The 11,398-nt window shown below is 56.6% G+C and carries 14 protein-coding genes; 7 read left to right on the plus strand and 7 right to left on the minus strand.

Translation table 11 applies throughout. From position 1 onward, the window contains the following. The first annotated feature begins 203 nt into the window (after window positions 1-203). From bioA to GTN70_08715, 3 genes are all read left to right on the plus strand, one after another. Window positions 204-1,565, plus strand: coding sequence for an adenosylmethionine--8-amino-7-oxononanoate transaminase (gene bioA, locus GTN70_08705; GenBank protein NIO17062.1), 1,362 nt, complete (start codon window positions 204-206; stop codon window positions 1,563-1,565). Further along, the gene (gene bioD / locus GTN70_08710; GenBank protein ID NIO17063.1) at window positions 1,566-2,246 is read left to right on the plus strand and encodes a dethiobiotin synthase; all 681 of its coding nucleotides are present in this window, start codon (window positions 1,566-1,568) and stop codon (window positions 2,244-2,246) included. It begins immediately after the preceding gene. Between the two features lie 218 nt (window positions 2,247-2,464). Then, window positions 2,465-2,938, plus strand: a complete 474-nt coding sequence (locus GTN70_08715) for a DUF2062 domain-containing protein (protein ID NIO17064.1) — start codon at window positions 2,465-2,467, stop codon at window positions 2,936-2,938. Here the strand turns inward: GTN70_08715 and GTN70_08720 are convergent. Genes GTN70_08720 through GTN70_08735 form a run of 4 tightly spaced genes read right to left on the minus strand, consistent with a single transcriptional unit; the run spans window position 2,924 to window position 6,066 of the window. Next, on the minus strand, window positions 2,924-3,244 hold the full coding sequence (locus GTN70_08720) for a tetratricopeptide repeat protein (GenBank protein NIO17065.1): 321 nt from the start codon (window positions 3,242-3,244) through the stop codon (window positions 2,924-2,926). The genes GTN70_08715 and GTN70_08720 overlap by 15 nt on opposite strands. Window positions 3,245-3,261: 17 nt before the next feature. Continuing rightward, entirely contained in the window at window positions 3,262-3,951 is a 690-nt protein-coding gene (locus GTN70_08725) for an NAD(P)-binding domain-containing protein (GenBank protein ID NIO17066.1), read from the minus strand. A 2-nt stretch (window positions 3,952-3,953) separates the two neighbouring features. Beyond that, a complete protein-coding gene (locus tag GTN70_08730) occupies window positions 3,954-5,312 on the minus strand; it encodes a Trk family potassium uptake protein (GenBank protein NIO17067.1) in 1,359 nt (452 codons plus the stop codon). 46 nt (window positions 5,313-5,358) lie between these two features. Next, a complete protein-coding gene (locus tag GTN70_08735; protein ID NIO17068.1) occupies window positions 5,359-6,066 on the minus strand; it encodes a hypothetical protein in 708 nt (235 codons plus the stop codon). A 118-nt stretch (window positions 6,067-6,184) separates the two neighbouring features. Between GTN70_08735 and GTN70_08740 the strand changes: the two genes are divergently transcribed. The 4 genes from GTN70_08740 to GTN70_08755 all read left to right on the plus strand — a co-directional run bounded on the left by GTN70_08740 (window position 6,185) and on the right by GTN70_08755 (window position 9,093). After that, window positions 6,185-7,171: a DUF4872 domain-containing protein gene (locus GTN70_08740; GenBank protein ID NIO17069.1), complete on the plus strand. Its 987-nt coding sequence runs from the start codon at window positions 6,185-6,187 to the stop codon at window positions 7,169-7,171. An 87-nt stretch (window positions 7,172-7,258) separates the two neighbouring features. Next, window positions 7,259-7,870: a DedA family protein gene (locus GTN70_08745; GenBank protein NIO17070.1), complete on the plus strand. Its 612-nt coding sequence runs from the start codon at window positions 7,259-7,261 to the stop codon at window positions 7,868-7,870. A gap of 274 nt (window positions 7,871-8,144) precedes the next feature. Beyond that, window positions 8,145-8,348 carry a cold shock domain-containing protein gene (locus tag GTN70_08750; GenBank protein NIO17071.1) on the plus strand — a complete coding sequence of 68 codons (204 nt, stop codon included), beginning with the start codon at window positions 8,145-8,147 and terminating at the stop codon, window positions 8,346-8,348. A gap of 58 nt (window positions 8,349-8,406) precedes the next feature. Further along, window positions 8,407-9,093 (plus strand): endonuclease V, encoded by a 687-nt coding sequence (locus GTN70_08755; protein NIO17072.1) that lies wholly within the window; start codon window positions 8,407-8,409, stop codon window positions 9,091-9,093. A gap of 24 nt (window positions 9,094-9,117) precedes the next feature. On the opposite strand, the gene secG is transcribed toward GTN70_08755, so the two are convergent. Genes secG through gap form a run of 3 tightly spaced genes read right to left on the minus strand, consistent with a single transcriptional unit; the run spans window position 9,118 to window position 11,261 of the window. Further along, window positions 9,118-9,474, minus strand: coding sequence for a preprotein translocase subunit SecG (gene secG, locus GTN70_08760; GenBank protein NIO17073.1), 357 nt, complete (start codon window positions 9,472-9,474; stop codon window positions 9,118-9,120). A 19-nt stretch (window positions 9,475-9,493) separates the two neighbouring features. Continuing rightward, window positions 9,494-10,249, minus strand: a complete 756-nt coding sequence (locus GTN70_08765) for a triose-phosphate isomerase (GenBank protein ID NIO17074.1) — start codon at window positions 10,247-10,249, stop codon at window positions 9,494-9,496. A 13-nt stretch (window positions 10,250-10,262) separates the two neighbouring features. Next, window positions 10,263-11,261 carry a type I glyceraldehyde-3-phosphate dehydrogenase gene (gene gap / locus GTN70_08770; GenBank protein ID NIO17075.1) on the minus strand — a complete coding sequence of 333 codons (999 nt, stop codon included), beginning with the start codon at window positions 11,259-11,261 and terminating at the stop codon, window positions 10,263-10,265. Between the last annotated feature and the right edge of the window lie 137 nt (window positions 11,262-11,398).

The following is an 11,398-nucleotide window of genomic DNA, read 5'->3' on the forward strand; positions in this document are numbered from 1 at the left end:
AACGAGAAACGAGAAACGCGAAACCAGAAACGGAATGGTAATGCAGAGTGAAGAGTGCAGAGTGCGGAGTAATAATAGTTCACAGTTTACCGTTAACAGTTTCCGGTTCACGGTTTCCGGTTGAACGAGAAACGAGAAACGAGAAACCGGTTTCTCGGGCCTTAAGAATTGAAGCGATGGTATTGCTGGGCGGAGGATGAGCAATGGAGAAAGAAAAACTGCTCGAGATCGATAGGAGGCACATCTGGCACCCCTTTACGCAGATGGCCGACTGGGTCTCGCAGGAGCAGCTGATCATCACCGGCGGCGAGGGGAACTACCTCACAGACGTGGATGGGAAACGATACTTTGACGGCGTATCGTCTCTCTGGGTCAATCTCTTTGGCCACAGAAGAAGGGAAATAGACGATGCGGTGAAATCCCAGATAGACAGGGTGGCCCACACGACGTTTCTCGGCCTGTCCCACCCTCAGGCGATCGTGCTCGCGAAAAAACTGGTCGATATCACCCCCGGCGATCTGTCGAGGGTTTTCTACTCGGACAACGGCTCGACTGCCATGGAGATAGCAATCAAGATGGCTCACCAGTACTGGCATCAGAGGGAAGAGGGTGGCAGGGGGAGGAGGAGCAGGTTTGTCACCCTGACGGGCGCATATCACGGGGACACGATCGGCAGTGTCAGCGCGGGGGGCATCGACCTCTTTCACGCGATTTTTGCCCCCCTGCTTTTCGAGACGGAGAAGATGCCGGCGCCGTTCTGTTACCGCTGCCCCTATGGGATGGAACGAGAGTCATGCGGGATGCACTGTGCAGAGAAGATTGCGGAAAGGCTCGCCGGGGGGGGGGATACGATCGGTGCCCTCATCATGGAGCCTGTCGTTCAGGGCGCAGCCGGCATGATCGTCCACCCCGATGGGTTTCTCAGGGCCATGCGGGAAGCAACGCAGGAAACGGGGGCCCTCCTTATCGTCGACGAGGTGGCGACGGGTTTCGGGAGGACGGGAACAATGTTCGCCGTCGAGCACGAGGGGGTGGTCCCGGATATCATGGCCCTGGCCAAGGGGTTGACGGGGGGATACCTTCCTCTGGCAGCCACGATGACGACGGAAAGGGTCTTCGAAGCCTTCCTGGGAAGGTACGAGGAGTTCAAGACGTTTTTTCACGGCCATTCCTACACGGCAAATCCCCTCGGCTGTGCCGCGGCGATGGCGACCCTTGACATCTTCGAGAGAAACGACGTGATAGCCCACGTTACGGCCATTGCGGAAAAATTGCGGGTGCGGCTCGGGGAAATCGCATCCTGGAGCAACGTGGGCGACGTCCGGCAAAAGGGGCTGATGGTGGGGATAGAGCTGGTCGAGGAGAAGGAGGGCGCCAGGCCCTTTGATCCCGCTCGGAAGGTGGGGCAGAAGGTGGCTGCCGAGACCCGGAAGAGGGGGGTTATCATACGGCCCCTGGGGGACGTGATCGTCCTCATGCCCCCGCTCACAACCACCGAAGATGAGGTCGAACTTCTCTGCGAAGCCACCTTCGGTGCGATACATGACGTCGTGAAGGGTACCTAGATGGGCGGCGTTTTCCTTTTAACGGGGACGGACACGGCCGTGGGTAAGACCTTTGTCGGGGCCCTGCTCCTTGAGGCCTGCGCCCGGGCAGGGATCCGCGCTATCGCCATGAAGCCCGTAGAGTCAGGTTGTGCGGCCTCAAAGGACGGTACTCTCCTGCCTCCTGACGCGATCAGGTACCATGCCCTCCTGGGGGACAGCTCGGTCACGCTGGAGGATGTCTGCTTTTACCGGTACGGGGAGCCGGTGAGCCCGAATATCGCGGCGAGGCGCTCTGGAGACCTCCCCGACCCCCGGGTGATAAGAGACAGGATACTGGCCGAGATGGGTCGGCGGGACGTGGTTCTCGTCGAGGGAGCGGGGGGGATCATGGTTGAGATCGTGGACGGCTACGCATTTCTCGATCTTGCGTCGGATCTCGCCATGGAGGTGATCGTCGTTGCCCCCAACCGGCTCGGGGTTCTGAACCATGTTGCGCTCACCGTGAAAACGCTCAGAAGCTCCGGAATCAGGGTGGGGGGAATCATCCTGAACGACCTTTCGGCAACCCCGGACGAGGCATCACGGCACAACCTTGAAGAGTTGAAGCGGGTCCACGGCGGTTGCGTCCTGACGCGGGTTTCATTCAATGCGGCAGCCCTCCCCGATGGTATAATCGAACAGCTGTTAGGCAAAGCATGAGGATCGGGGATACAAAAAGCAGCGAGAATGGTAATTCGGAATGGGGAATAAGAACAGTTTGCAGTTTCCGGTTACCAGTTTACCGTTTCCGGTTAACGGTTTCCGGTCGAACTCGAAACTCGAAACCGTTTTCCCGGTACCCGAATCTCTTGCAGCTCTGAACTGTGAGCTCAGAACGCAGAACTGACCTCGGGTTTGTCCTAATTTCAGGCGGTGACATGCGGGGGAAAAACATTCTCGAAAAGGGGCAGAGATGGCTCCGGTACATCGCGCTGCGCCTGGTCAGGGTCAACGACTCCCCCCACAGAGTCGCGGCGGGATTTTCCCTCGGAATATTTTTGGGCGTCTTTCCCACGTTCGGGATAGCGATTCCCCTGTCCTTCGTCCTTGCGTCCCTGTTCCGCTTCAACAGGGCATCGGCCGTCGTGGGCTCCCTTATCATGAATCCCCTGACAACGCCTTTTTTCTGGTCTGTGAGCGCTACCGTTGGGGGGGTGGTTTTCTCCGAAGATTCGCAAAAGATCCTTGCCTTGTGGGAAAAGGGCGACAAACTGGGAACGTTTTCCAAAGCGACGCTGATCTATCTCGCCGGAAACCTGATCGTTTCCACCGTCATGAGTGTTGCCGGCTATTTATTTGCCCTGAAGGCAGTCCGCGCGTACAGAAAGGGGAGGGAATTACAGGCCCGATAGCTTGTTGATTTTCTCCTTGGCGGCTTTGTTATCCGGGTTTTTCTTCAGGATGGCCTGGTAGACGTTCTTTGCCTTCTCGATCTCGTTGTTCACTTCGTGTATCAGGCCGATGCTGAGCAAGACCTCCTCGTTGCCGGGGTCAATGGACAGGCAGTGCTCGAATTTCTCCAGCGCCTCCCGGTACTTCTTGTTGATGAAGTAGAACTTCGCGATATCGATGAAGGTTTCTATACTCTTCGGCTCTTTTCCCGTTTGCCTGTCTTCGCCGGCACCGCTGTCCTGCTTTTTCTCGTCCTTGCTGTCCATTCTTCGAGAAACCCCTCTTACAGAAGCTTCGAGAGCTTCTGGAATTTCATGTTTTCTCCGAGCACCACCAGGATGTCCCCCGCCTCTACCTTGTCGTCAGCGCTCGGTGCCATGATCGTCTCCTCGGCATAGGAAGTTTCTCCGTCCTCATCGAGGGTGGGAACTTTCCTCCTGATGGCCAGGACGTTCATATTGAAGCGGGCCCTGATTCCAAGCTCTTTGAGCGTTTGGCCCTCGAACTCGCCCGGTGCAGGTATTTCAACGATGCTGTATTCGTCGGACAGCTGGATGAAATCGATAACCGTCGGTATGACGAGGGAATTCGCGAGCCTTTTTCCCATCTCGCCCTCGGGGAAGACCACCCGGTTTACACCGAGGTTGACCAGGATTCGCCCGTGGAGGTCCGTTATGGCCTTTGCCACGATCTCCCGTATGCCCATTTCCTTCAGGATCATGACCACGAGAACGCTCGCCTCGATGTCCTCGCCGATGCTCACGACGGCAACGTCGACGTTTTGAATTCCTATTGATTTAAGGGCACTTTCGTCTGTGGCATCGAGGGTTACGGCATACGTTGCGATCTCGCTGATCGCCTGGACCTTCTCTTCGTTCCTGTCGATCGCAAGGACCTGGGCACCCTTCTTGATGAGGCTTTCGGCGACGCTGAAGCCAAACCTTCCGAGCCCTATGACGGCAAACTGTCTCATCTCTACCCTACGAGAATTTTCCCCTCAGGATATTTATACATCGTAACTCCTCCTTTGTAAATAAAAGCAGCGCCGATGGTGAGGGGCCCGACCCGGCCGATGAACATCAGGGCCGTGGTCAGCATTTTTCCGATCGGGCTGTAGGTGGCGACAAAGGAGAGGTTCCCGCCGTCCCCGGTAGAGAGGCCCACGGTACCGAAGGCCGAGACGCTTTCGAAGAGGCACCGGATGAGGGGCGTCTTTTCCACCCCGAGGATCAGGATGGTGAAGAAAAGGAGGAAGAACACCGCTGACATGGCGATGAAAAATGATTTTGCCACCGATTCCTCGGGTATTTTCTTATTGAAGGCGGTGGCGTCTCTCTGCCCCCGTATGGTGCACCAGAGGGCCGTGCACATGACGGCGAAGGTGGTGGTCTTGATGCCGCCCCCCGTTCCGCCGGGGGAGGCACCGACGAACATCAGGAGCATGAACAGAAAGAGAGTGGGCTGGGTCAGCGCGGAAATATCGACGGTGTTGAACCCGGCCGTCCGCGTGGTCACCGACTGAAAGATGGAGGCGAGGATTTTTTTCGGTATGGGAAGCGCACCGATCGATCCCGGGTTGGCCGATTCCACCAGGAAGAATACGATGGTTCCCCCGCCGATCAAAATCGCCGTTGTGGTGTATACCATCTTCGAATGGAAGGAGAGCTTCACCACCTGTCCCGTCAGGAAACGGTAGGTATCGCTGAACACGATGTAGCCTATTCCTCCCATGATCACGAGTATCATGATGGTGAGGTTGACGGTGAGATCGTGCCGGTAGGGGAGGAGGTTGTCCGAAAAAGTCGAAAAACCCGCATTGTTGAAGGCCGAGACGGACTGAAAAACAGCGTGAAAAAAAGCGTCTTTGGGGTCCATCTGGGTCAGCCAGCGGGAAAAGAGGACGAATGCCCCGAGAAACTCCATGGCGATGGTAATCTTGAATATGGTCTTGGTGAACCGCACGAGCCCCCCCAGGGAGAGGACGTTGTATGCCTCGGCTATGAGCAGCCTGTCCTGGAGGGATATCCTCTTCCCGATCAGGAGGGCGATTATCGTGGAGAGGGTCATGTATCCCAGCCCCCCCGCCTGGATCAGGATGAGGATGACGATTTTCCCGAAGAGGGAAAAATCGACGGCTGTGTTCTTGGTGATGAGCCCCGTGACGCACACGCCGGACGTGGCGGTGAAAAGGGCATCCACGATGGGAATGGCCTTCCCCGATGATGAGGACAGGGGGAGGGAGAGGAGAATGGTTCCGACCCCGATCATCATGAGGAACCCGAGCGGGAGAATCCTCGCCGGCCCGAGCTGTTTTTTTCCGTCTTTTTTCGCCATAGTGGCAATTGTATTTATTTATCGTACATTTTCAACGGGAAATCGACTATTTTTTCCATGCCACCAGAACGACGAGCACAGAGGCGAAGTAGAGCAGGAGGAGGGGTATCACCATCAGGGTCATGTTGTAGACGTCCGGCGTCGGCGTCACCAGCGCCGCCAGGATGAAGCAGATGAGCACGGCGTAGCGATGTTTTCCCCTGAAGTAGCCGGGCGAGAGCAGACCCGCCCTGGCAAGCAGGTACGAGATCAGGGGCGCCTGATGAGCCAGGCCGGTGGCAATGAGAAAGAATGAGCAGAAATCGACATAGTTCCCGATAGATAAGCTCGGTTCCATCGTATCGGTTCCGAAGGAAAGGAGAAATCCGATCCCTGCGGGGAGAAGGATATAGTAGCAGAGGGCGATTCCTGCGGCAAAGAGCACGAGCGATGCACCGATGAAAACGGGTACCCACTTCAGGTAGCCGGGGTGTATCTTTCTCACGATGAACCGCAGCGAAATTGCGGAGACAACGGGAAATGAGAGCACGATGCCGCTGTACAGGGAGAGTTTCAGCACGGAGAGTATCGCCTCCTGGGGGGCGTACGAGACGGGCTGCATCCGTAAAAACTTCAGAAGGACGGTGAGGATTCTCTCCGACAGAAGGTAGGATATGATGGAGAAGATCAAAACGGCGAAGGTTACCTGCACGAGGACTCCCCTGGCGTCGTCGAGCAGGTCCCAGAACCCTTTGTATCCCTGTTCGCTCTCCAATGTTCCTTCCCGTCTCCTTTTTTCCCTCTCTGGGAGAGAATTGTATCCTGTTTCACTTCCCCCGTCGAGTGGCCCTGGATATTTGGTATCATAGGGAAAACGTCGCTCCGGGGGGAGTATGAGACTGGTTCCCGGCTACGTGCACCGCGCAGGAATTCACTGCGGCTCAACGGCGATGCGAAACGTGATACGGTTTCTCGGTGAGGACTACCCCGAAGAGGTGCTCTTCGGCCTCGGGGAAGGGCTGAGCTTCATCTACGTGGAAAACCAGGGTGTGCCCCCCTATATCACCATCCACGGGAGGCCTTTGGACCTCGAGGAGGTCCTCGCCCGCCGCCTCGGCCTCACATTTGAGCAGGACCTTGCGGAAAACGGGGAGGATGCCTGGGATTTCTCCAGGAGGAGCCTTGATACGGGAAACCCCGTTCTGATCAACACGGATATAAGATTCCTCGATTATTTTTCGAGCGGCACCCATTTTTCCGGCCACCGGGTGGTCCTTGCCGGGTACGGTCCCGACGGGGTCGCCTATATCTCCGACTCGGAATTTCCGGCCCCCATGGAGATACCCGTTTCCTCCCTCAAGGTGGCAAGGGAATCGGCGATTCCGCCTTTTGCCGTGCCCCACTGCTCCGCGGTAATCACGGGCACACCGGTGATGCCCGGGAAAGAGGGGTTCGTCCAGGCGGCGGTAAACTGTTCAAAGAAGATGCTTTTTCCGGAAGACCCGATGACGGGACTTCCCGGAATGCTCAGGGCAATCCTCGATCTCCCGGGGTGGCATGAAAAGAGCGAGACACCCGATTTTGCGGCGCGCTTCGCCTATCAGGTTATCGAGAAGAGAGGAACGGGGGGCGGGTTTTTCCGGAACATGTACACCGGGTTTCTGATCTCTGCCGCTCAGAGGACGAAAGACTTTTTCACGTCCGGGCTGGTCGACGATATGTCCCGGATCGCTTCGAGCTGGAGCGAGGTTGCCTCCTCGTTCAGGGAGCTGAGCGAGAACTACGACCCGTCGGGTTTCAAGAAGATTGCAGGATACCTTGCAAAGACGGCGGATCTGGAGGAGCGCTACCACAAGAAAGTCCTTCATATCTTTACCTGACAATAATTTCAAACTAAATTTGTATCGACTTTCATACGATAAGTGTATATCATCTCGTGAAAAATGGCCGAGGGGGTCAGAAACCAGGTGGTATACAGAATTCTTGAAATACTCAGCCTCTTCATCATTGCCGTCATCTCCACTCTCGGGCTGCCGGGCATCGTGCTGCTCATGGGGATTGAAAGCGCCTGCATCCCTCTGCCGTCTGAGGTAATAATGCCGTTTTCCGGCTATCTGGTGTCTCAGGGGCGTTTTACGCTCCTCGAGGTCTCCCTTGCGGGAACGATTGGGTGCCTTGTCGGGTCGATACCCGCATATTACCTGGGGAAATACGGCGGCAGGCCCCTTATCGAAAAGTATGGCAAGTACGTCCTCATAAGCAGAAAAGATCTCGAAACTGCCGACCGCTGGTTCACCAATTATGGTGAGATAACGATATTTTTCGCCAGGCTGCTCCCGGTTATCAGGACCTTCATCGCATTTCCCGCTGGAGTTTCGAGCATGAACATTCCGAAATTTTCCATCTACACCCTCCTTGGCTCCTTCCCCTGGTGCCTCGGGCTCGCCTACATCGGTCTCAAGCTCGGAGAAAACTGGCCGGTATTACGGGAGTACTTCCACCGTTTCGATCTCCTGATCGGCCTCGTAATCCTGGCGGGGATCATCTACTATATCTACAGGCACGTTAAATCAGAATAAAACCGCCCCCCTGCTATCTGATGCTCTGATCTTATGTTTTTTCTCAGGACGCGTGACGGGCCGTTCTTCAATAATGCGGGTGGTGGGCCGTTTCCGGACGTATCCTCACTTTCTGCCGGTTCTGCCCCGGTTAGAACGGGCATTCCTGCACCGTTTCATCCCGTTCCCATTTTTCTTGACACCCTTTTTTCGAGCGTGATAGGATTCCTCTATTCGCGCACGGTATGATGCGTGCCACGGGCGATGGAACACTCATAAAAGGAGGAATGACAAGGTGGCAAAAGGTCGTGTTAAGTGGTTCAACGATACCAAGGGGTATGGGTTCATCGAGCAGGAAGACGGGCCGGATGTTTTCGTCCACTTCTCCGCGATCAAGACGGAAGGCTTCAAGACCCTCAAGGAGGGGGATGAAGTTGAGTTTGAGATTTCAGAGGGACCGAAAGGCCCTCAGGCCGTCAATGTAGTGAAAGCGGACTGAGGTTTCAGAAAATAAACCGAGAGAAGCCCCGGCAGCACAGGGGCTTTTGTTTGTTGCAATGAGATCCCGCCGAATCGAGGAAGCCCGCAAGATTCAGGAACGGTTGAGAAAATCCCTCAGACTGGTGCCGCTTCACCGCGATAGGATCAGGACGGTCTGCGGCGTCGATGTCTCCTACCTCGGGGACAGGAGCGTGATATTCGCCACCGCAGCGGTCCTCTCGTATCCGGGGCTCGAGTTGCTTGAGGAAAAATTCAGCGTCCATGAGACGGATTTTCCCTACATACCGGGTTACCTCGCCTTCAGGGAGGCCCCCTCAATCCTGAGAACGGTCGCTCTTCTCACCGTCCCCGTGGACCTTTTTCTCGTCGACGGCCATGGCACGGCACACCCCCGCAGATTTGGCATCGCCTCACACATAGGCGTCGTCTCCGGCCTGCCCGCAATCGGCTGTGCCAAGAAGCGGCTCGTGGGGGAATACGAGGAGCCCTCGCGGGAAAAGGGGGCGTATACCTTCCTCTATCACCGGGAGGAGAAGGTGGGTGCCGCCGTTCGGACGAGAGACGGGAAAAAGCCCATGTTCATCTCTCCCGGACACCTTGCGGATGTCGAGTCGGCAGTCTCTGTGGCGCTCTCTGCAACGGGAAGGTACAGGATTCCCGAACCGATACGGCTGGCCCACGCCCTCACCGTCAGGGTGCGGAAGGATTTCCGTGAAAACCAGGAAATACCCCGGAGGGGCTGAACGGCTTCCGGAACGTTTGCCCCCCTATTTGGAGGGGGGTGGCGCAGGTGCTTCCACCGGCCCGGGAAGTGACTGGGGCAGTGGCGGGACGCTGACGGGAGGTGCCGTCTCCGTCTGTGCGGGCACGTCCTCCATCAGCGTCTTTTTGGGGGCTGAACCGCTCATGTATGCCAGGATGAGCGAGGTCAGCATGAATATGATCGCAGCCCCGGCGGTTATCTTACCGAGCGCCCCTGCCGGGCCTGCGGGTCCAAAGATCGTCTGGGACGAAGAACCGCCGAACACGGCGCCTAATTCGGCGCCTTTTCCGGTCTGCATCAGGACCACGGCGATCAGGACGATCGAGACGATCACGTGGACGACTATCAGGAACGTGTACATCTGTTTTTAAAAACCTCCCTTACAGGTAAAATTTTACCAGTTTTTCAAATGACGCGGGGGAAAGACTTGCCCCGCCGACGAGGCCGCCGTCTATATCGGCCTCCGCCATGAGCGACTTTATGTTGTCCGGCGTCACGGAACCCCCGTAGAGGATCCGTATGCTCCTGGCCGCTTCCTCACCGAAGAGGTTCACGAGGAGCCCCCGTATGAACTCGTGGACTTCCTGCGCCTGGTCCGGCGTGGCGGTCTTCCCCGTCCCGATCGCCCAGACCGGCTCATAGGCGATGACGAGGGAGGAAGGATCGGTGAAAGAGACATCCCTGAGACCTCCCTCCGCCTGTATCCGGACCACATTCTTCGTTTCGCCCTTTTCCCTCTCCTCCAGGGTTTCGCCAACGCAGACGATGGGGACGAGGCCCTTTGCGATAGCCGCTTTTACTTTCAGGTTCACCGTGTCGTCCTCTTCGCCGAAGTACTGCCTCCTCTCGGAGTGGCCGATGATCACGTGGGTAACCCCGAGGTCGAGAAGCATTCCGGCGGAAACCTCGCCCGTGTATGCCCCGCTGTCGGCAAAGTGCAGGTTCTGTGCGGCCACCTTTATGCCTGTTCCCGAAAGTTCCGCGGTGAGGGAGGCAAGCGACGTGTAGGGGGGTGCCAGAACAATGTCCACCTCTCCCACGCCTGCCACCTTCGGGACCAGCTCTCTGGCGAAAGCGACTGCCTCCCCGGTGGATTTGTTCATCTTCCAGTTTCCGGCGATTACGGGTCTTCTCATGCCGTCCCTTCCCTCATCTTCCGATGAGATCGACCAGGTCGACGCACCGGGCTGCGTAACCCCACTCGTTATCGTACCAGGCGAGCACTTTTACCAGGTTCCCATCCACGACATTCGTGGAGGGCGCATCGACGATGCTCGAATAGGGAGTGTGGTTGAAATCGGTTGAGACGAGCGGTTCGTCGCTGTACTTCAGGATTTTTCTCATCTTTCCCCTGGCGGCTTTTTTCATGGCGCTGTTTACCTTCTCGGCCGTGGCCTTCTTTTTTACCTGCGCCGTGAAGTCTACCACGGAGACGTTCGGCGTGGGGACCCTCATTGCCATGCCGTCGAGCTTGCCGGCGAGTTCGGGTATCACCAGCGTGACAGCCGTGGCGGCTCCCGTCGTGGTGGGGATCATTGAAAGGGCAGCGGCGCGCGCCCTCCTCAGGTCCTTGTGGGGGAGGTCGAGTATTCTCTGGTCATTCGTGTAGGCGTGGATGGTGGTCATGAGACCGCGCTCGATCCCGAATGTATCGTTTATCACTTTGACCACGGGGGCAAGGCAATTGGTCGTGCACGACGCGTTCGAGATGATCCTGTGCTTCTTCGGGTCAAACTGGTCCTCGTTGACCCCGAGGACGATCGTGATGTCCGGGTCTTTTGCCGGCGCCGATATGATAACCCTTTTCGCCCCTGCCTTCAGGTGCTTTCCCGCACCCTGCTGGTCGCGGAAAATTCCCGTGGCTTCGAGGACGACGCTTACCCGAAGCTTCTTCCAGGGAAGCTTTTCCGGGTCCTTTTCCGAGAACACTTTGACCGGTTTCCCGTTTACCACGAGGGAATCACCCTTGAAGCTTACTTTGCCCGGAAATGTTCCGTGCACGGAATCGTACTTGAACAGGTGGGCGAGGGTCTTCGCGTCGGTGAGGTCGTTCACGGCGACAACGTTGATGTTTTTGTGCTTCGTTGCAATTCTCAAAAATGACCTTCCGATCCTTCCGAAACCGTTAATACCCACTTTTATGGCCATTTCACCCTCCTTATTGATTGTAAATGTGTGGAATCAATCCATCACACGAATGCTGAGATGAGGATACTATAATACCATTTCGCTCAATTTCAAAGGCAAACGTGCCATACGAAGTTGATGCAGTTTCTCGTTTCTCG

The organism is Deltaproteobacteria bacterium, assembly GCA_011773515.1.
Taxonomy (GTDB): domain Bacteria; phylum Desulfobacterota; class Deferrimicrobia; order J040; family J040; genus WVXK01.

Bases quoted from the DNA above. Each gene is read 5' to 3' on its own strand.
- GTN70_08725 (NIO17066.1), bottom strand. From the start codon at position 3,951: ATGAGACAGTTTGCCGTCATAGGGCTCGGAAGGTTTGGCTTCAGCGTC.
- GTN70_08755 (NIO17072.1), top strand. From the start codon at position 8,407: ATGAGATCCCGCCGAATCGAGGAAGCCCGCAAGATTCAGGAACGGTTG.
- secG (NIO17073.1), bottom strand. From the start codon at position 9,474: ATGTACACGTTCCTGATAGTCGTCCACGTGATCGTCTCGATCGTCCTG.
- GTN70_08765 (NIO17074.1), bottom strand. From the start codon at position 10,249: ATGAGAAGACCCGTAATCGCCGGAAACTGGAAGATGAACAAATCCACC.
- GTN70_08715 (NIO17064.1), top strand. From the start codon at position 2,465: ATGCGGGGGAAAAACATTCTCGAAAAGGGGCAGAGATGGCTCCGGTAC.
- bioA (NIO17062.1), top strand. From the start codon at position 204: ATGGAGAAAGAAAAACTGCTCGAGATCGATAGGAGGCACATCTGGCAC.
- GTN70_08720 (NIO17065.1), bottom strand. From the start codon at position 3,244: ATGGACAGCAAGGACGAGAAAAAGCAGGACAGCGGTGCCGGCGAAGAC.
- bioD (NIO17063.1), top strand. From the start codon at position 1,566: ATGGGCGGCGTTTTCCTTTTAACGGGGACGGACACGGCCGTGGGTAAG.
- GTN70_08740 (NIO17069.1), top strand. From the start codon at position 6,185: ATGAGACTGGTTCCCGGCTACGTGCACCGCGCAGGAATTCACTGCGGC.
- gap (NIO17075.1), bottom strand. From the start codon at position 11,261: ATGGCCATAAAAGTGGGTATTAACGGTTTCGGAAGGATCGGAAGGTCA.
- GTN70_08730 (NIO17067.1), bottom strand. From the start codon at position 5,312: ATGGCGAAAAAAGACGGAAAAAAACAGCTCGGGCCGGCGAGGATTCTC.